General features: G+C 71.5%; 17 protein-coding genes and 1 pseudogene. 8 read left to right on the forward strand and 10 right to left on the reverse strand.

Annotated features, from left to right (window positions below):
- Positions 1-134 precede the first annotated feature (134 nt).
- The 4 genes from ETD86_RS16910 to ETD86_RS16925 all read right to left on the reverse strand — a co-directional run bounded on the left by ETD86_RS16910 (position 135) and on the right by ETD86_RS16925 (position 6,314).
- Entirely contained in the window at positions 135-854 is a 720-nt protein-coding gene (locus ETD86_RS16910; protein ID WP_170223117.1) for a serine/threonine-protein kinase, read from the reverse strand.
- A gap of 143 nt (positions 855-997) precedes the next feature.
- Positions 998-5,269, reverse strand: coding sequence for a type VII secretion EssC family protein (locus ETD86_RS16915; RefSeq protein WP_138667116.1), 4,272 nt, complete (start codon positions 5,267-5,269; stop codon positions 998-1,000).
- Between the two features lie 21 nt (positions 5,270-5,290).
- Positions 5,291-5,554 (reverse strand): WXG100 family type VII secretion target, encoded by a 264-nt coding sequence (locus ETD86_RS16920; RefSeq protein WP_138667117.1) that lies wholly within the window; start codon positions 5,552-5,554, stop codon positions 5,291-5,293.
- Between the two features lie 82 nt (positions 5,555-5,636).
- Positions 5,637-6,314: an FHA domain-containing protein gene (locus tag ETD86_RS16925; protein ID WP_138667118.1), complete on the reverse strand. Its 678-nt coding sequence runs from the start codon at positions 6,312-6,314 to the stop codon at positions 5,637-5,639.
- A gap of 128 nt (positions 6,315-6,442) precedes the next feature.
- Here ETD86_RS16925 and ETD86_RS16930 point away from each other — a divergent pair, with 128 nt between their 5' ends.
- Positions 6,443-8,920, forward strand: coding sequence for a PASTA domain-containing protein (locus ETD86_RS16930; RefSeq protein WP_138667119.1), 2,478 nt, complete (start codon positions 6,443-6,445; stop codon positions 8,918-8,920).
- On the opposite strand, the gene ETD86_RS59120 is transcribed toward ETD86_RS16930, so the two are convergent.
- Positions 8,921-9,052, reverse strand: a complete 132-nt coding sequence (locus tag ETD86_RS59120) for a hypothetical protein (RefSeq protein WP_281286922.1) — start codon at positions 9,050-9,052, stop codon at positions 8,921-8,923.
- A gap of 5 nt (positions 9,053-9,057) precedes the next feature.
- On the opposite strand from ETD86_RS59120, the gene ETD86_RS55155 reads away from it, so the two are divergent.
- The 7 genes and pseudogenes from ETD86_RS55155 to ETD86_RS16960 form a co-directional block, all read left to right on the forward strand.
- Complete coding sequence (locus ETD86_RS55155) at positions 9,058-9,213, forward strand: hypothetical protein (RefSeq protein ID WP_170223118.1); 156 nt, start codon at positions 9,058-9,060, stop codon at positions 9,211-9,213.
- 119 nt (positions 9,214-9,332) lie between these two features.
- Entirely contained in the window at positions 9,333-10,403 is a 1,071-nt protein-coding gene (pstS, locus tag ETD86_RS16935) for a phosphate ABC transporter substrate-binding protein PstS (protein WP_138667120.1), read from the forward strand.
- Between the two features lie 68 nt (positions 10,404-10,471).
- Positions 10,472-10,867, forward strand: a complete 396-nt coding sequence (locus tag ETD86_RS16940; protein ID WP_138667121.1) for a DUF4260 family protein — start codon at positions 10,472-10,474, stop codon at positions 10,865-10,867.
- Positions 10,860-11,366 carry a TetR/AcrR family transcriptional regulator gene (locus tag ETD86_RS16945; protein WP_138667122.1) on the forward strand — a complete coding sequence of 169 codons (507 nt, stop codon included), beginning with the start codon at positions 10,860-10,862 and terminating at the stop codon, positions 11,364-11,366. The genes ETD86_RS16940 and ETD86_RS16945 overlap by 8 nt, the downstream gene beginning before the upstream one ends.
- 379 nt (positions 11,367-11,745) lie before the next feature.
- Positions 11,746-12,582: an SAM-dependent methyltransferase gene (locus tag ETD86_RS16950; RefSeq protein ID WP_138667123.1), complete on the forward strand. Its 837-nt coding sequence runs from the start codon at positions 11,746-11,748 to the stop codon at positions 12,580-12,582.
- Between the two features lie 132 nt (positions 12,583-12,714).
- Entirely contained in the window at positions 12,715-13,119 is a 405-nt protein-coding gene (locus tag ETD86_RS16955; RefSeq protein ID WP_211370101.1) for an ATP-binding protein, read from the forward strand.
- Positions 13,120-13,137: 18 nt separating this feature from the next.
- Positions 13,138-13,401: pseudogene (locus ETD86_RS16960) on the forward strand (LLM class flavin-dependent oxidoreductase); the annotation flags it as partial.
- A 31-nt stretch (positions 13,402-13,432) separates the two neighbouring features.
- Here ETD86_RS16960 and ETD86_RS16965 read toward each other — a convergent pair.
- From ETD86_RS16965 to ETD86_RS16985, 5 genes are all read right to left on the reverse strand, one after another.
- Positions 13,433-14,323, reverse strand: a complete 891-nt coding sequence (locus ETD86_RS16965) for a sugar phosphate isomerase/epimerase family protein (RefSeq protein ID WP_138667125.1) — start codon at positions 14,321-14,323, stop codon at positions 13,433-13,435.
- Between the two features lie 10 nt (positions 14,324-14,333).
- Positions 14,334-16,439, reverse strand: a complete 2,106-nt coding sequence (locus ETD86_RS16970) for a PQQ-dependent sugar dehydrogenase (protein WP_138667126.1) — start codon at positions 16,437-16,439, stop codon at positions 14,334-14,336.
- 166 nt (positions 16,440-16,605) lie between these two features.
- The gene (locus ETD86_RS16975) at positions 16,606-17,406 is read right to left on the reverse strand and encodes a lytic polysaccharide monooxygenase auxiliary activity family 9 protein (protein WP_211370102.1); all 801 of its coding nucleotides are present in this window, start codon (positions 17,404-17,406) and stop codon (positions 16,606-16,608) included.
- A 98-nt stretch (positions 17,407-17,504) separates the two neighbouring features.
- Complete coding sequence (locus tag ETD86_RS16980; RefSeq protein ID WP_138667128.1) at positions 17,505-18,275, reverse strand: ATP-binding protein; 771 nt, start codon at positions 18,273-18,275, stop codon at positions 17,505-17,507.
- Positions 18,265-19,134 carry an MEDS domain-containing protein gene (locus tag ETD86_RS16985; RefSeq protein ID WP_170223119.1) on the reverse strand — a complete coding sequence of 290 codons (870 nt, stop codon included), beginning with the start codon at positions 19,132-19,134 and terminating at the stop codon, positions 18,265-18,267. Before ETD86_RS16985 ends, ETD86_RS16980 begins: the two co-directional genes overlap by 11 nt.
- Positions 19,135-19,252: the final 118 nt, after the last annotated feature.

Raw genomic sequence — 19,252 nt, forward strand, 5'->3', positions numbered from 1 at the left:
GGTGGCGAAGGCTGCGAGAGCGCCGCGGGCAGCGGGGGAAGCGGGGGCGGCGCGCCTGGAGGGAGGCCACCGGCGCCGCCGAACAGGCGGGTGAGCGCGCTTGCCGCGGGCCTCTGATCGGGCCGTTTGGCCAGTCAGGCCTCGATGACCCGCCATAGGTCGTCGCTGATCGCGGCGGGCCGGACCGGCTGGTCCTCCAGGTGCGCGCGTAACAACGCCATCGGATTGTCGTGGGTGAACGGCCTGCGTCCGGCGAGCAGCTCGTACGCCATGACGCCGAGCGCGTACACGTCGGCGGCGGACGTCGGAGAACGGCCCTGGGCCAGCTCAGGAGCCAGGTACGCGGATGTCCCGACGAACGTGGACTGCCGGGTGAGCGCCTGCCCGTCGGCGACGTGGGCCACGCCGAAGTCGGTCAGCCGCGCCCAGGGCTCGCCGCCGCGCCACGTGACCATCACGTTCTCGGGCTTGACGTCGCGATGCACGATTCCCGCGGCGTGCACGGCAGCCAGCGCCTGGGCCACGTGGCCGAGCAGGGTGACGGCCTTGCCAGGATCGACGACGCCGCGCGCGATGGCGGCACGCAGGTTCTCCCCGGGCACGAGCTCCATGACGATGGCGAGCATGGTGCCCTCGGCGACGAGGTCGTAGACGGGGACGAGATGCGGGTGGTCGATCGACCGCAGCGCGATGCCCTCGCGCAGGAAGCGGGCGACGGCGGCGGGGTCGGCGGCGTACTCCTCCCGCAACACCTTGATCGCGACGGGCCGGTCGTCCGAGACCCTCCGTCCGCGCCACACCTGACCGTTCGCGCCTTGGCCGAGGGCTTCTTCCTTGACGTAGCCAGTGCGCAACGGGACAGGCTCGGGCAAAGGGGATCCCGAAGGGGGCATCGTGGGCAGCTTGGCCGGGTCTTTGTCCAAGGGGGTGGTGTCCTCAACGGAAAGGCTGCGAACCGGGCAGCTGGCCACGGCGGTCGTACTATAACCGGCCGCGCTCATGGGGCGATCGCCATTTCGTCGAGCGGAACCTGAATCGGTATACGTCTCCCGCGCACCACCAGGATCCCCCGTCCCGAGGGCCAGGCGCCACGCGGTGGCGGCAGCTTGATGTCGAACAACTCCCCGTCGGCCGGCGAGGCGGGGGCGAGCAGCAGGCCGGCACGCGCCCGCCGCATCGTTGCCAGCCAGCCGCGGTAGCGCTGGAGTTGCAGGTCGTCGGTGGTGCCCGCGGCGACGAGCACGTTCCCGTCATCCCGCGCGGTCCTGGCCAGCTCCTCCAGCGCCGGCGCGCAGCGCCCGTCCCCGAGCAGCTCGGCGTCGTCGATCAGGACCGCGTACGGGCCGGGCAGCCCCGTCAGCACATCGCTCAGGCCGTCCGCTTCGGCAGCGCCGGACAGGACCGCGGCCACGCCCGGCAGCCCGGCCAGGTCCCGCAGCGGTGAGGGGCGGGGGCAGACCAGCACCAGCGGCAGCCCGGTGAGCGAGCGGGCCATGGTCAGCAGGGCGCCGCTCCGTCCGGAGCGCGGCGGCCCGGCGATCATGAAGAGGTGACCCAGGTCGGCCAGGTCGACGTCGACTGGAGCCAGCCGGTCGCCGCCCGCGCCGATCGTGCACACCGTGGCGCCCGGCGGGCGCTCGGCGACGCGGAGCCTTTCGAGTTCGCTCGGGCTGATGGTGTCCGGCAGCGGATCAACCGGCCGCGGGAGCGCCTCGGCCGGGACGCCTGCCGCGCTCGCGCACGGTCCCTCCGCGGGCAGCGCGATCTGCGTCTCGACCATGCCGGGCAGCACGATCGCCCGGCCGTCGGGCATCGAGGCGGGAAGATCCCGCGGGTTCACGCCGTACACGGCGGCGTCCTCGGGATCCGCGTGGCGCAACACGAGCCGGGTCGCCACCGCGCCGGACAGCCGGTGCGTGAAGCCGGACCGGTCGGTGGCGATCACGACGCCGATCCCCACCGAGGGCCCGTGCCGCAGCAACCCGTCGAGGGTGTCCACCAGCCGTCCTGCTTCGGTGTCGGCGTACCGGGCGAGGAAGGCCTCGTACCGGTCGACCATCAACAGCAGGTACGGCAGCGCCGCCGGGCCGCCCTCGGCGAGCAGCCGCTGCCGCCGCCCGATCTCGCTGGCGAGCAGGGCGAGGACCCGCTCGGTCCGGTCGGCGTCGTCCCCGTCCACGTACGCGCCGCAGTGCGGCAACTCCTGGAGCGGGGCCAGCGCCCTGTTGCCCTGGTCGAGGACGTACAGGTGCAGATCGGCCGGGCTGTTGCGGCGCGCCAGCCCCGTGGCCAGGGTGCGGAGCACGGTGGATCGACCGCTCCTGGCCATGCCGGCGACCAGCACGGTCCCGCTGGCCCGGACATCCAGAACGAAGGGCGTCTGCGTTTGGCGGTCCGGATGGTCCGCCAGTCCGATGGGCACGGCCATGGCAGGAGTGCCGGTGGCCGGAGTGCCCACCGCGGCGGGAGTGCTGACCATCGCGGGCAGGTCGTCGGCGGCGATCCGGCCGGGCAGCGGCGGAAGCCAGGGTGAGGGCGGCACGGCGGCGCCGGAGCGCCGGGCGGCCTCCCCGACTGCCGCGACGAGCGCGCCGAGGTCGGTCTCACCGCCGTGCTCGTCGTCGTCGCGATCCTGACCGGCGGGCGCGAGCCCCAGGTCGGCGACGTTCCTGGGGGTGACCGTCACCTCGCGGTCCGCGCCCCCGGCGCCGGCTCGCGGGCCGCCGATGCGGGCCGCCTGGAACAGCGTCAGGTCGGAGTGGCCCGCCCGCAGGTACGCCCGCCCCGGCCGGTGCCGGGAGAGCCGCGCCGCGTCGGGCACGTCGATGACGTCGCCGCTGTCGGCGGCGCTGGTGACGCGGAGGCAGATCCGCAGGTTCAGGTTCGCCCGCAGATCGGCGCTCACCGCCCCGGCCGGTCGCTGGGTGGCGAGCACGACGTGCACGCCGAGGCTGCGTCCGCGCATCCCGATGCCGACGACGCCCGTGACGAACTCGGGCACCTCCTCCACCAGCGAGGCGAACTCGTCGATGACGATCACCAGCCGGGCCAGCGGCCGGTCGCTGACCGCCCAGTAGTCCTCGATGTCCTTGGCCCCGGCCGCGGCCAGGAGTTCCTCCCTGCGGCGCAGTTCGGCGTTCAGCGACTCCAGCGCCCGCGAGACCAGACGGCCGTCGAGGTCGGTGACCATGCCGGCGCAGTGCGGCAGGTCACGGCACTCGGCGAAGGCGCTGCCGCCCTTGTAGTCGACGAGCACCATGGACAACCATTCGGGGGAGTTCGCCACCGCCAGGCCGGCGATCAGGGTCTGCAGCAGCTCGGACTTGCCGGCGCCGCTGGTGCCCGCGACCAGCGCGTGCGGCCCGTCCCTTCTGAGGTCGACGGTGACCGGGCCGTCCGCGCCCACACCGAGCGTCACCCTGCTGCCGCGCCCGGCGGCCCATCGCCGCTGGATCGCCTCGGCGTCGGGATCGGGGCCGAGGCCGAGCAGGTCGAGCAGGCGTACGGAGTCCGGCAGGTCCGCCTCGGCTCCCCACCTGCCGCCCAGCACGCGGATCGGCGCCAGGGCGCGGCCCAGCCGGTCGGCGTCGTCGTCGGTGAGGCGGTCGAGCAGGACGGATTCGGTGGCCAGATCGCGCCGGCGTACCTTGGCCCGGGTGCCCGAAGGTCCGGTGACGACGACGGTCGCCCGGCATTCGTCGGGGAGGTGGGTCTCCTCGGTGTCCAGGCAGATGGCGTACACGCCGGACTCGGGCCCTTCGGCGAGCAGCTCGGCCAGGCCGGGCACCGAACGCAACCGACGCGCGCCGTCGGCCACCACGACCAGGCGGCGGCCTTCGGGCGCGCCCGCGTTCAGCGTGGCCCGCTGCTCGGCCTGCCGCTCCGCGACGATGCGGCGCAGCTCGGCCACCCGCGCGGCCGCCTGGTCCGCGCCGACGGCGATCATGCGGCGGCAGGCCAGCCCCGGCACGTGCGGCAGGGTGTGCGGCAGCCAGGTCGCCCACTCCCACGAGGCCGCCTCCTCCTTGCCGGTGAGGATCACCAGGCCGACGTCGTGCGGGGCGTGCAGGGTGGCCAGGTGCGCCAGGGCCGCCCGGGCGAGCGGCAACAGGCCGTCACGCGGGCCGGCGAGCCCGAGCACCCCGGATTCGGCGAGGCCGACGGTGACCGGACCGTGCTCGATCGCAGGCACCTCGAGCTCCTCCTCGTCCGTCGCGCCGGCGAACGTCACCTCTGCCGGACGCGGCGCCAATCCCACGCGGAGCCCGAGGAAGTCGGGGTCGTGCGGGCGGCGTTCGTAGAGCCTGCTGGTGGGGCCGGTGGCGATCCTGAGCACCCGGCAGGGGTCGGGGAACGCCTCGCGGGCGGCCTGCCCCTGCTCGGCGGCGGCCGTGGCCAAGCGGTCCTGGATGTCGGCGCGCTGCCGGTCGTACTCGGCGCAGGCCGTCCGGTGGTCGCGGCGCCCGCCCCGGCGGTCGGCGATCAGGTTCGCCACCATGAGGATGGGAGACAGCGCCGCGAAGGCCAGGAAGTAGGCCGCGCCCGGGAAGACGAGGTACGCGGCGCCCGCGAGCACCAGGGGAAGCAGCACCGCCAGCAGGGGGAACCGCACGGTCCGCGGCGGCTGGGGACGGCGCGGCACCGTGACCCGGAGGACGGCCTGCCTGATCGGCAACCGTGGCGGGCGGTTGAACAACACCCAGCCGTCCTCCCGCACCGGCTGCAGCGGCGCGTCCGCGGCGGCGACGGGGCGGATGGCGAGCACCGTCTCCCCCATCCCGAACGGCTCGCCGGGCGCGACCCGTGCGGGGGCCGCGAGCCGGACCCCGTGCCAGCCGACGCCGTTACGCGAACCCGCGTCGGCCAGCTCGGCCGTGCCGTCGTCCGCCAGGGTCAGGGTCGCGTGCCGGCGGCTGATCTCGGGATCGGCCAGCGCGAGCGCGTTGGCCGCCGACCGGCCCAGCGTCGTGACGGTCTCGGGTCGCAGCAGGGCACGGGACGCGCCGCCTGCTCCCCCGATCACCGCCACCTCGAACCCGCCCTGCTCACCCGCGTCCGCTCCGCGATCCGGGCCGAGGCAGGCGCCGATGGGCAGAGGGGCGCGGGCGAGCGGGGCGGCCGCCACCATCTCCGCGCCGTCCGCGCGGAGGCGGGCGCTTGCCGGCAGGGCCAGCGTCGTGGCCAGATCGGCCACCGTGGCCAACTGCCCGGCACGTAACACGATCGCGGCCTCCTGCCCACCGGCCGCGACGCGGACTTCCCTCTCCACCGCCCGGTCCCTTCGCGTTCCTCAGCTGCCGGCCTGCTCGAGCGCGTCGGCCCGGCGCCGGACCTCGGTCGCCGCCTCGACCAGGGCCGCGGACAATCTCCTGAGCGCCGGCTCGTACTCGCCGCTCCAGGACGTGCGGAACCTGTCGGCCGCGCCGCCGCGCCAGTACGTGCCGGCCAGCTCGTTGCCGAGGTCGCGCAGCAGGGCGTCGACGGTGCCCGCCTGCCGCTGGAAGCTCGCGTTGAGCGCGTGGAGCTGGGGAATCTCGCCGCCGATGACGGTCATGGCTTTCTCTCCTCGGTGTCGTCGGTGTTGCCGGCTCCGAGGCTAGAAGCGCCGCCCGCGACGGCGGTATGGGAAAGGGTTCCTAGCGGCGCAGCAGCCGCAGGTCGTCTCGGGTGATGAGGCCACGGCTGATCGCGTACTCGGCCAGGTTGACCAGCGCGTTGAACCCCTTCATGTTCGGCACGCCCGCCATGTCCAGCCGGTTGCGCAGGTACTCGATCCGCTTGACCAGGGTCGTGCGCGGCCAGCCGAGCCGGGCCGCGGCGGCGTTGTAGTCCTTGGGGTGCGGGTCGTACCGGGGCGGCTCTTCCAGGTAGCCGCAGAACAGCGCCACCATCGCGAGCCGGTCGCTCTCGTTCACCACGACCTCCTCGCCGATCGCGGTCGGCAGGCTGCCGCTGGGCGCGGGCTCGCCCGCCGTCGGCTCGGCCTGAACGGGCGGAGGGGTCAGCAGCAGGTCGTGCCGCCCTCGGGTGCCGTGGACGAGGATCTTCGTACGCTCCTCGATCGCCCGCCGCCGCCCCGGGGCCAGGACACTGGGCAGGCCCAGCCCGTCCACCACGGTCAGTTTGCATGCGCTCGACCGGTTGGTCAGCCACCAGCTGCCGTTCTCGTGGCCGACGCTGCCGGCCAGCCGCGAGATGCCGGTGTCCTCCGGATCGAGGCAGATCGTGCACTCCCGATCACGCCCGAAGGTGAGCTGCTCGTCCTCCGCGAGCTCCACGATCTGTCCGGCCCGCTCGACTCGCATCGCGGCCATACCCGCCTCTCCACATCACCTCATGTCCGCCGATTTGGGAAGCATTTCCCATTCGGATCGGCGGCGGCAAGGGATCGAATAGCCCTATTCTCAGTGCGCTCCCCTGCTCGACCGCATGGAGGATCGTGATGTCCGGCTCCCCCCAGCCGTCCCCGCCGCTCCGGCAAGCCGTCGTCGATCGGCTCCGCCGGCTGATCACCGGCACCGCGCTCAACCGCGCCCTGCTCGGCGTGCTGATCGTGGCGCTCGTGGTGGGGGTGGGGTTCGGCACCGGCTACACCACCTCCAAGGCCGCCTTCAGCGACGGCAGTGCCATCCTGCCGAAGGGGCCGGGCCTCGCACAGATCAACGCCAGCAGCAACCAGGTCGACGCGCAGACCGCCGTCGAGCTGGCGACGCGCGACCAGACCCTGGAGGTCGTGCAGGTACGCCCCGACTCGGTCTGGGTCGTGAACAACGACACCAAGGTCGCGACCAGGCTGCCCACCGACACACTGAAGCCGGACAAGACGGTCCCCAAAGGCGCCGCGACGGGCAAGCTCAAGCTCATGGCCGGCGACGGGCAGACATACCTGCTGGACCAGGGCTCCGGCAAGCTGGACAAACTCGACGGTTCGCGCGGCAAGGCGGGCACGGTCCAGGTCCCGCCGGTCGCGGATGCGGTGGCGGACTCCCGCGGCACGGTGTGGGCCTACACCGCACCGACCGGCGAGCTGCTGGAGATCGTCGACGGCGCGTTGAAAGCTCGGCAGGCGGTGAGCGAGCCGGGCACGACCATCACCCTGACCACGGTCTCCGACCTGCCGGTCGTCTACCGGAGCGACACCGGCCAGGCCGTCATGTACGACGCGGACGGACCGCGCAGGCAGCTCGAGCTCGGCGCGGGCCAGGGCACGGTGTCCCAGCCGGGCACCACCTCCAGCCTGATCGCCGTCGTGGTACGAGCCACCGGCACCCTCGTCATCGGCGACTTCCAGACCCAGCGCGTGCGGAGCGTGAAGCTGAGCGGGCGGGAGGGCAACCAGTTCGACCGGCCGCTGGTGCACAAGGGCCGGGTGTACGTCCCGGACTTCACCAAGCTGCACGTGCTGATCGTCGAGGTGGCCACGGAGCGGGTCAGGAGCGAGCGGGTGCCGAGCCCGTCGGGGCAGTTCCAGCTCACCGCCCGTGACGACCGTGTGTGGGTCAACGACCAGAAGAGCCGGTTCACGCTGTCGTTCGACGCGAACGGCAAGCGTACCCAGATCGACTCGGGCGACACGGAGGGAGCCGAGGACAAGCCGCTCCCGACCCCGTCCCCGACGCCGACCCCGACGCCCCCGGTCACCAAGGTGAGCAACCGGCCGCAGACGCCGCAGTCGAAGATCGTCACCCCGACGGCCGCGCCGAAGCCGCGCAGCACCACCGTGCCCGACCTGGTCGGCAAGGACCGCGCGGCGGCATGCGCGGAGCTGCGGCCGGAGCTGCGGTGCGTGGAGGTGGCGCGGGAGGACAGCACCGCGCAGGACGCCACGGGCACCGTGTTGGAGACCAAGCCGCAGGCGGGCGCGCGGGCGCCGCGCGGCAGCGCGGTCACGGTCTACTACCGCGGCCCGCTCGCCGTGCCGAACGTCACGGACGTGTCCGCCGACAAGGCGTGCGAGGCCCTCGATGAGGCCGGTCTGAAGTGCGCCAAGCAGCCCTCCGGCAAGGCGGCGACGGTGGCGAAGGTCGGCGTGGTCCAGGCCCAGAGCCCGGCCGCCGGCTCCCCCGCCGCCACCGGCACCACGGTCACGATCACCTTCCCCGACCAGATCGAGGTCGGCACCTACACGAACCAGCCGATCGCGGACGCGTGCGCCGTCATCTCCCAGGCCGGGCTGGTGTGCAAGCAGCAGGAGACGGGCCAGGGCGCGCCGGCCGGCGTCGTCCAGTCGCAGGACCCCGCCCCGGGGACGGGTCTGGCGCCGGGCGCCACCGTGACGATCAACTTCCTCGGCAACCCGGTCGTGCCCGCCGTGACCGAGATGGCGCCTGAAGCGGCCTGCGCCGCCATCGCCCAAGCCAAGCTGAAGTGCGCTCCCAAGGCCACTGCCGCAACGCTCGACGTCAACAAAGTGCTGCACCAGAGCCCCGCCGCGGGCAGCCGCCACCCCGCGGACACCGCTGTGACCATCGTCTACCAGGCGATCAGTCCTGTGGCGCTCAACCGGTTCAAGGCGCCGGGCGCCAAGCGCGGCGGCTATCTGTCGGCGGGCGGCGGCGGGCCAACTGGGTGGAGCTCACAAGGCACGATCGGACGGGTGTACCCGCTGGAGGCGGTGGGCAAGGTCGACGGCCTGTCGGTGATCTACCGTCAACGTTGTGAGGCCAAGTGTGGCGAGGTAGGCGGCTATTACTTCACCGGCAATCAGGCGACACAGCCCAACTGGGTGGCGGACGGGCAGGCGTTCGCCTGCTTCGCCCAGCCCGTGCCGGGCACGGTGCCGCTGCGCGCGCTTTTCAACAAGGAGGCCGCGGCCTGGGCGTGGGCGCCGTTCCCCAGCGGGGTACACGACGCCTTCACCCAGGGCGGCTTCGGGTCCGAGTACGACTTCACGGTCTGCCACGTGTGGCCACACCCGTGATCAGACGAACCGGCCTGGCAGTACGTGCTGCCGGGCCGGCTCGTGCCCGCCGCCGGCCACGCAGGACGCCGCGGCATCGCCGATCTTGCGGGCTTGCACGGCAAGGGGTTGGTCGGCCACCATCGTCGGCATGATTAGTGGAAAGGGCGATCTCCGCCCAGGCCGTTGAGGCCCATGGAGCCGGCGGGGAGCGCACCGAATGGCCGGCCCCGTGGCGGGAGATCCTCCGGGACCTCCGCGACTCGCCGCACCTGGAAGTACGCCAGGACGCCTGGGACACCACCGTCGACTGATCGCCCTCAACGGAGCACGACGAACCCGCAGACAAGTTGGCGACTAAATGACCCTTTATGTCCGGGAGTTTGACGGCTGATTAACTAGTCAGACATGTCGGCTTCATATCCTCGATGAGATGGCAAAGCTGACATGGACCGCTGGACCGGCGTTGATCGCCGGCCTGGCCTTGGCCGCCTCAGCCGCCGGCGTGAGCGGGGGCGCGATACTGAGCCGAGAAGACGCGCCCGAGAGTCTCCCGATCACCGCGTCGGTCTCCGGCTCGGGCTCGACCGCGCAGAAGGGCGCGATGGACGCCTGGCGTGCCGAGTTCCAGCGTGTCCACCCCGACCTGCAGGTGAACTATCGGTCCAACGGGTCGGGGAACGGCATCAAGGACTTCATCGCGGGCACCACCTCGTTCGCCGGCTCCGACGTCGCGATGCGACCCTGCGAACAGGCGCAGGCCGACAGGCGTTGCGGCAGTCGCGCGGTGCACCTGCCCATGGTGGCCGGCCCCATCGCGCTGGCGTACAACCTGCCGTCCGTGCCGGACCTGAAGCTTTCGCCCACCACCCTGACCGGCATCTTCAGCGGGCGGATCACCAAATGGGACGCCCCTGAGATCGCCGCGGACAACCGCGGCAAGCGCCTGCCGCATGCCGGCATCCGCTTCTTCCACCGCGCCGACGACTCGGGCACGACCCACAACTTCACCACCTACCTCAAGGCGGCGGGCCAATGGCCGCACCAGCCATCCAGAAAGTGGCCCCGCCCCGGGCACGGCGTCGGCGGCTCCTCGGAGATCACCGATGCCGTCCAGCACACCGAGAACTCCATCGGGTACATGGAGTACGGGTTCGCCAGCAACGCCCACCTGCGTACCGCCAAGATACGCAACGCCTCCGGCCAGTTCGTGGCGTTGTCACCCCAGAGTGCCACCCAGGCCCTGGAGGGCGCCCGGATCGTCGGCCGCGACGACGACCTGGTGGTGGAGTTCGACTACCTGACCAAAGGCGAGGGCGCCTACCCCATCGTCCTGGTCACGTACGAGATCATCTGCTCGAAGAACCCGGACCCGCTGGTGCGGACCTTCCTCCGCTACGCCGCGGGCGACGCCGGGCAGTCCTACCTCGCCCTGTACGGCTACGCCCCGCTCCCGCAGCACCTCCTCGCCAAGGTGCGCACCCGGCTCGGCGGCACCATCTGACCCCTTGCCAGGCTAACGGCGTTAGCCTAAGGTGTGGCTAACAGTGTTAGCCGTCCATGGAGGTCTTGATGTCCACCGCCGCCGTCACCCCCGCCCGCCGCGTGGCCTCGCGCACCGCCTGGGCCGCGCTGGCGCTCTTCCTGCTGGCCTTCACCGTGCTGGAGGTCGCCAACCACGGCGCTCCCGCCCTGGTCACCGCGATCCTGTTCGCGATCCTGCCCGATCTCACCATGCTCATCGGGGCCCGCGAGGGCGGCAACGGCCTGCTGTCACCCAAGGCGGTGCCGTACTACAACTTCATGCACCGGCCCTGGATCCCGCTGGCGATCATGGTGGGATATTCGTTCGGGCCGATCGACTTCGTGCCGCTGTTCGTGGCGGGGCTGGCGTGGCTGCTGCACGTCGCCGCCGATCGGGCGTTCGGCTACGGTCTGCGCAACCAGGACGGGTCCCGCCGTGTCTGAACGGGCCGGGCAAATCGTACGAGCCGCGCGCGAGCTGATCGAGCAGGGTGGCCCCGACGCGCTGACCATGCGGGCACTCGCCGACCGGCTCGGGATCCGGGCGCCCTCGCTTTACAAGCACTTCCCCGACAAAGCGGCCGTCGAGGCCCAGGTGATCGGGGTGGCGATGGCCGAGCTGGCCGAGGCGCTCGAAGCGGCGGAGCCGATCGGCGATCTGCTCGCCCTCGGCGCCGCCTACCGGCGCTACGCTTTGGCCTGTCCACACCTGTACAGGTTGATGAGCAACGGACCTCTGCCGCGTGACCTGCTGCCCCCCGGCGTGGAGGACCGGGCGGCGCTGCCACTGGTGCGGACCGTCGGGTTCGACGAAGCCGCGGCGCGGGCCGTCTGGGCCTTCGCGCACGGGATGGTCATCCTCGAACTCGACGGCCGTTTCCCGCCCGGCGCCGACCTCAGCGCCGCCTGGGAGGCAGGGCTGCGGGCCTTCGCACAACGCTGAGCACCGTGGCGACCGCTCAGGCGGCTCCCTGGGGCTGGACGTGGTTGCGAACTCCGCCGCCCCTGCGCGAACGTACGCGGCGGACGGCCGGGCGATCCTCCCCACGTGCCGGTCAGGACGGTAAGGGACCGCAGCGATGCGTCCCCGCGTGGCGGCATGTCACAGAAGACGGCCCTGGCGAAGAGCGCTTCTGATCTGCATTCGAGATCATTTGCGGCGTCCGACCCGAAGATTCTGGTAACAAACATTTCCCGAAAGAACCGGTCTACCGTATTGCCATTGACTGGAATTGTTGGAACATATGGTCTGAGTCAACGAGTGAGGTCCATAGATCGCTTACCGCGAGAAGGTGGGCGGCGAGGGGAAAGGGGCAACGCTCATGCACGGAAGAGCTGTCCGAAACCTGGCCAAGCTCGACTCCACGCAGGCCAGAATCACGCGGATATTCGACGCGGCGGCGGGCGGGAAGAACAACTTCCTGGTGGACAAGGACACGGTCCGCCATTTCGATCAAGTGACCCCCGCGATCACGACCGCCGCCCGCGCCGTGCTCCAGTTTCTGTCCCGGGTCGTACGCCATTTGGCCGCCGTCGAAGGCGTGGACCAATTCATGATCGTGGGCAGCGGAGTCCCCAGCGGCCTTTCCGCCGGGCACCGGTTGCACGACATAGCGCGCCGCGCCTCGGCCAACCCGGACCTGCGCGTCGTCTACGTGGAGAACGACCCGATGGTGGTGACCATGGCGCAGGCCACCATCGAACCCTTCACCGACCTGGTCCGCGTGGTGGAGGGCGACGTGCGGGAGATCGACGAGATGCTCCGGGACCAGGTGGTCCAGACGTTCATCGACTGGGACCGCCCCCTGGCCGTGCTGCTGCTGTCGACGTACAGCCTCGACGACGACGAGTACGCGCACTATGTCGTCAAGCGGCTCCGGCACATCGCGCCGCTGGGGAGCTTCCTCGGCCTGTTGCACACCACGTTCGACAGCATCCCGGCGGAGCTGCTGCCCGCGATCCGCGATCTGCTCGCCATGACGCTGCCCGGTCTCGCGATCCGCTCCAGGGACGAGGTCGCGGCCTTGCTGGACGGTCTCGACCTGGTGGAGCCCGGATTGGTGTGGGTCCCGCAGTGGCGCCCCGCCGAGCGTGACCTCGCCTGCCGCGACCAGCCCGGCTCGTCGGGCAACTACGGCGCCGTGGCCCGCATCCCCTGAGCGCGGCCGTCATAGCGGGCCTTCATAACCAAGACACAAAATCGCAACAATGGTGTCTTCCCCGGATTCCAAGAGTGAAGACGTCGGGTTACCGTGGGGTTGGGAGCGCTCCCAAACGAGAGAGTGATGCAGATGTCCCTCCACCCCTTGTCGGCCACGCCGATCCGCACGGCGGAGTACGTGCTGCCGTCCGTGCCGTCAGGCGTGGGCGAGGCGCGCTCCCTGGTCCGTGCGAAACTGACCGGCTGGGGCCTCGAGCCGATGATCGACGACTGCCTGCTCATCATCAGCGAACTGGTCACCAACGCCGTGCGGTACGGCGGTGCGGCCTATGCGCTCCGCCTGGAACAACGTGAGGACCGCCTGTACGGCGAGGTCTTCGACCCTGGCGACGGCGAGCCCCGCCCGTGCGAGGTGAACGTCAACGCGCTCTCAGGCCGCGGGCTGCAGATCGTCGCCGCGATCGCCGACGACTGGGGAGTCACCGCGGCGAACGGCGGCAAAGTCGTCTGGTTCTCCGTCAGTCACATCGCTTGACCGCACCTCTCGCGGCCGGCCCGGCCGGCCCGCAGGTTCGCCACACTCGACCAGCTCAGCGGCGGCCGAGCGGTCGCAGGGCTCGGGCTCGGCTGGATGGACCAGGAGTACGAGACCACCAACACGCCGCGGCGCGGCCGAGGGGCGGCGCTGGAGGAGGCGACCGGGGCGCTGCGGCGCGCCGTCCCCGGCATCGGCCGGCGGATGCTCACCGCCGCGCACATGGAGGAGATCGAGACGTCGCGGGGCACGTACGCGAGACAGGGGCTCGGGCCGCGGTGACACCGCGACCCGAGACCGGCGTCATCGGCGCTCAGAATCTGATCTTCCGCAGGTAGCGGTATCCCACCTCCGCCGTCTGCCGGGGAGTCACGTCGGGGGTGTCGTTCTCCACGATGTACTCCAGCACCCGGTGCTTGTCGAAGATCCGCCGGAAGTCGATCGTCCCGGTGCCCAGGTCGGCCATGTCACCGTCGAGGTGCCGGTCCTTGACGTGGAACTGCAGCACGCGCTGCGGCGCCCTGCGGATGACGTCGAGCGTGAAGCGCACCGGGTCGGCGACGCCGCGCCCGATGCCGCCGGTGACCGCCCAGTAGATGTCGATCTCCAGGTGGACCAGCCGGGGATCGAGCTCCGAGGTGAGCACGTCCCATGGCGTCTTCCCGCCGCCGAGGTCGATCGTGAACTCGTGGGCGTGGTTGTGGTAGCCGTACCGGAGCCCGGCCTTGCGGGCGGCTTCGGCCTCGACGTTCATGCGCTCGGCCCAGGCCTTCCACTGATCCTCGCTGTCGGAGTTCAGGTAGGGCACGACCATGAAGGACTGGCCCAGGGTCAGCGCGTTGGAGATCTTCGTCTCCAGGCCGGCGGCGTCCTCGCTGATGCCGTCGTGGCTGGAGGTGGCGCGGATGCCGAGCCCGTCGAGGAACGCGCGGAGTTGCTGCGCCGTCCGGCCGAAGTAGCCGAGCGCGAGCTCGACCTTCGGGTAGCCGATCTCGGCCAGGTAGGCCAGGGTGGCGTCGTAGTTCTGGGCGAGGTCGTCGCGTACCGTCCAGAGCTGGACGCTGATCTGGCCCGGCGGGACGCGGTCCCTGCCGTGCGGCGGGGTCGCCGCGGCGGCCGGGGAGGCGGCGGCGAAGGCGGCCGCTCCGAGTCCGAGGCCGGCGGCGAGCAAGGACCGCCTGCTGGGGCCGTAGCCGTAGCACATGGGGGATCTCCTAACTGGTGGGCTCGAGTACGGCTTGGTCGCTACCGGTCAGCGGGGGCAGGCCGTCGCCGCCGGGGTCGGTGTAGGTGGCGACGAAGACGCCGGAGAGGTCGTCGTTCTCCGGGTCGTGGCCGCTCGGCTCGGTGGTCTGGATCGAGCCCGTGCAACCGCGGGCCGTGGTCTGCGGATGGCCGTGGTCGTCGTGGCCGAGGATGTAGTCCACGGTCACGTTGGCGCAGTTCACCGGCTGGTCGTCGGTGACGCGTACCTCGAACTCGACGACGTCGCCGAAGGCGAACTGCCCGCCGTCGGCCGGCCGGACCAGCTCGACGACCGGCGCGGCGTTGCCGACCACGATCCGCACCGACGTCGCCGCGGACATGCCGTCGGGGTCGGTGACCCTGAGGGTGGCGTGGTAGAGGCCGTTCTGCTGGTACGTGTACGACGCGTCGGGGCTGCGCGAGTCGACCCGGCCGTCGGCGTTGAAGTCCCACGCGTAGCGCAGTCTGTCACCGTCGGGGTCCGACGTGCCCGCGCTGGTGAAAGCCACGGTGAGCGGCGCGTGGCCGGCCGTCACCGACGCCGCGGCCACCGGGATGGGAGTGTGATTGCCGGTGTAGCCGATGTAGTCGAAGCGGGCCAGCTGGGCGTCCGGGTTCTCGCTGAAGAAGCCGTCGCCGTACTCCAGCACGTACAACGCGCCGTCGGGGCCGAACTCCATGTCCATCGGGTTGTCGAAGACGAGCGAGGGCAGCACGTCCTCGATCCGCCGCCCGTTGTCGTGGAACGCCTTGACGTAGTCGCGGGTCCACTCGTAGAAGAGCGGGACGCCGTCGTAGTACTTCGGCCAGGCCACGGGAGCGCGGCCGCGGGTGTCGCGCGGGTCGAAGTCGTACGCGGGCCCGGCCATCGGGCCGATCCCGCCGGTGCCCAGCTGCGGGAACTCCTGCGACGGCCCGTACGAGTACCACACCTCCGGCTGGACCACCGGCGGCAACGCGCGCAGGCCGGTGTTCCGCGGCGACTCGTTGACGGGCGCCGCGCAGCTGAACGGCGCGCCTGACGCCCCGGTGGCGAAGTCGTAGTCCACGTACGGGAGCCGCGCCGTCGCGCAGTAGGGCCACCCGTAGTTGCCCGGCTTGCGGACGACCGCCCACTTGCCGTGCCCCGCCGGACCGCGCTGCGGATCGGCCTCGTCCGCGTCAGGCGAGTAATCGGCGACGTACAGCTCCCCGGTCCGCCGGTTGAGCTCGATGCGGAACGGATTACGCAGGCCCATCGCGTAGATCTCCGGCCGGGCGCCCGCCGTGCCGGGCCTGAACAGGTTGCCGCGCGGGATCGTGTACGACCCGTCGTCCCGCACCTTGATGCGCAGGATCTTGCCACGCAGGTCGTTGGTGTTGCCGGAGCTGCGCTGGGCGTCGAACGCCGGGTTGCGGTCGGCCCGCTCGTCGATCGGGGTGTAGCCGTCGGAGAAGAACGGGTTCGTGTCGTCGCCGGTCGACAGGTAGAGGTTGCCGTCGGCGTCGAAGACGATGTCCCCGCCGACGTGGCAGCAGATGCCGCGGTCCACCGGCACGTCGATGATGCGCTGCTCGCTGCGCAGGTCGATGGTGGCGCCGGCGAAGCGGAACCTGGACAGCCGGATCAGCCCCTTGAAGGGCGCGAAGTCCTGCGGCGTGCCGGTGAACGGCGCGTCGCCCTCGTTGACGTCGGGCGTGGCCGGGTCGTCGACCGGGGTGTTCAGCGGCGGGGAGTAGTACAGGTAGACCCAGTCGTCCTTCTTCGAGCCGGTCCCGAACCCGGGGCTGAGGGCGATGCTCTGCAGTCCCTCCTCGTCGTGCTGGTAGACGTCGAGCCGGGCGGCCAGCGTGTTGAGCCCGGTCTTCGGGTCGTGTAACCAGACCTCGCCCGGCCGGGTGGTGTGTAACACCCTCGAATCCGGTAACACCGCCAGGTCCATCGGCTCGCCCGGGTTGTCGTTGAGTGTCACCTTCTGGAACTGGTCGTCCGGCGGCGGGGCCGCGGCTCCGGCGGTCCCCGTGGCGTTCGCAGCGGCGGCCGGCATGAGGATCGCCGCAGCAGTCATGGCCGCGATTGCGGTTCGGGCTCTCATGCCTCTCCCTTCGGTCTACTCGGGGGGATAAGAGAGGGCAAAGTAACGTGAATGTAACCCGAGTTACGCCGATGGACGAGGGCCTAATTACGCGCGATCGAGCATCTTTCGCGCGCAATCGGACTAAGTGGCCCGAACGTAGTTGGCTCCTGGCCGCCGAGCCGGCCTATCGCAGTCGCCGCGCGCGAGCGGCCATGATGATCGCGACGCCGACGCCCGCGGACAACAGCACCGCCAGCCCGATCTGCCAGGGGAGGCCGCCGGCGCCGGTGGACTGGCCGGTGGATCGGCCAGTGAATTGGGACGCCGCCACGGGGCGGGGACGCCCGGTCGTACCGCCGTCCTTGCGGAAGATCACATCGGAGCAGGAGTAGTAGGTGTCCGGGGTATCGGAGTTCTGCCAGATCGTGTAGATGAGGTGGCGGCCGGTGCGGCCCGTGGGCAGGCGGCCCTTGATGACGTACGAGCCGCCGGTCAGCTGGGGGTCGGTGGCCTCGAGGAAGGGCTCGCGCTCCAGGTCGGACCACTTCAGCGGCTTGGCCGGGTCGTAGCCGGCCGTCGTGACGTACAACCGGAACGTGCCCCGGTGCGGAATGGTGCCGCGGTACCTGAAGGCGAACCGTGCTCCCGGCTTGACCGTGGTGGCGGGCCAGTCGGCGCGGGCGAGGTCGAGGCCCTTGAAGGCGGGCAGGCCGCCGCTGCACAACGCGCCGTCCGGGATCACCTGCCGGTCCCTGCCTGCGACGTTCGCCACCCGGAGGTTGTCCCAATCGCCGGGCAGGGCCGAGCCGCTCGCCGCCGTGGCCGCCTTGCAGGCGGCCGGCTTCTTCGCCAGCGGGCTGTCCGCGCCGCAGGCCGCCGCCCGGCTGAGCGGGCTCTCCAGCGCGCCGTGCGCGCCCGCCGGGCCGGCGATCACGCCCGACGACAGCAGCAGCACGACGGCTGCGCTCGTGATCCGGTGCCGCACGTGGCCGCCTCCCTTCCACCGTGAGGTACGGCCGCCAGGGCCGGCGGGTTCGGCCCCGCTCCACATCCGCGAGCCGCAGCCGGGCCCGGCAGGTGTGGCTAGTCGCGGGGGTTCTCGTAGTCGAGCGGCATGAAAGTGAGGGAGTCGAGGCGGCGGCGGAAGTCGGCGGAGACCCCTGTGAGCGTCATGGAGACACCCGGGGCGGCGTTGACCTGTTCCTGCACGGCGAGGAGGGTCGCGATGCCGATGGAGTCCCAGAGGGTCATGCCGCTTAAGTCCAGGACCAGGCGGCGCGGCCGGCCTGCGGCGATCAGGGATTCGACGGCGGCGGTGAGGTCGGGGGCCGTTCCCTGGTCGAGGCTGCCGATCAGGCGCAGTGTGGTGCGGCCGTCCTGGTCGTGCCGGGTGAGCTGGAAGGAGGGGAAGCGGGGATGGGGAAGGACGAAACCGACGGTGGCGGCGGTGCCGTCCGGGCCGCGGGTCACCGAGTGGCGGTCACCCAGGGAGCGGGCGATCCACAACCCGTGACCGTACTCGTACGGCCACGCGGGGATTCCCGGCTCCGTGGAGGTGGCGCCGGTGTCGATGACCTGGCAGTGCAGCATGCCGTCACCGGCGCGCAGGCGGACCCGTCCCGACCCCGAGCCGTGCAGGATGACGTTGGTGGCCAGCTCGTGCACGGCGAGCACCAGGTCGGCGGTGCGGCCCTCCGGCAGGCCTGCGTGGATCGCGTGGGCTTCCACCGTCGCCCGCAGGACGTACAGCGAGTTGCGGTCGAAGGGCTGTTCCAGGACGGTGGAAGGACTGCCGTTTCCGGCGACGCCGCCGGAGGCCGGCGGCGGGCTGTTGGGTGGCCGGTCACGTGTCATGGGTGGTCACCAGGGTGATCCCGGGCACGGCGGTGGCGCCGAGCAGGAGGAACCGCCCGCTGACGACGGGGCTGCAACGAAGCACGGCCTTGCGGGATGGTGGGAGGCTACGGGCGGCATCAATGATCATGCGTGCGCAATACAGGTCGATGAACGACAATTCCGCCATATTAACGGTGATGTCGCCGTCGACTCTGATGGCCTCGCTCATTGCCAGCCCGAGTGCCTCTTCGGCCGACCGGTCGATCTGCCCGGCCAGCCGGATCCCCGGCGGCGCGTACTGCCGGCAGATACGCAACAACGCGTCGCGATGGTAGGTGGCCGCGGCGACCGAGCGGGTGTGGTAGCCGGAGACGGAGGCGAGGGTGACCGGATCGAAGCGTTCGCGGTCGTACTGGCACAACACGGCGGCGCCCGCGCCGGCGAGCGTGGCCGCGATCTCCTGCTCGAATGCCGGCAGCTGCTCGATCCCGGTCACCGGCCGCAGGGCCCAGCTCATGTCGAGCGCCACCCGCAGCCCCGGATACCCCTCGCGTGCCGTGCTCGCGATCTGGTCGCGTAGCCAGCGCATCGCGTGCTCCACCGCGAAAGCCTGCCCGTCCAGCAGGCCGTCCTGACAGGCCAGGACGGTGACGTGCCCCCTCCGCGCGGCCGCCCGCGCGACGGCGCCGCGCCGGCCCAGCTCGGCCAGCCGGCGCTCGGGCTCCTCGGCCAGCCAGACGATCCGCTGCCCCTCGGCCAGCCCGTCTCTGACGAAGGCGGCGGTCAGGTCGAGGAGCTCCTCGGGCTCGCCGTAGGTCAGGCAGGCGTGGTCGTCGATCGTCAGATCCGTGATCTGAGTTTCCGCGCTGACCGTCACCCACGCCGCCTTCCCGATCCCTGGCCCGATCCTGGCCCGATCCCGGCCACCTCCACGGCATCTAGGACGACGGCCACCAGCCCTATCCCGAGTCGTCGGACACTACCCCGCGGGCGGC

This window comes from Nonomuraea turkmeniaca (genome assembly GCF_005889735.1).
Taxonomy (GTDB): Bacteria; Actinomycetota; Actinomycetes; order Streptosporangiales; family Streptosporangiaceae; genus Nonomuraea; species Nonomuraea turkmeniaca.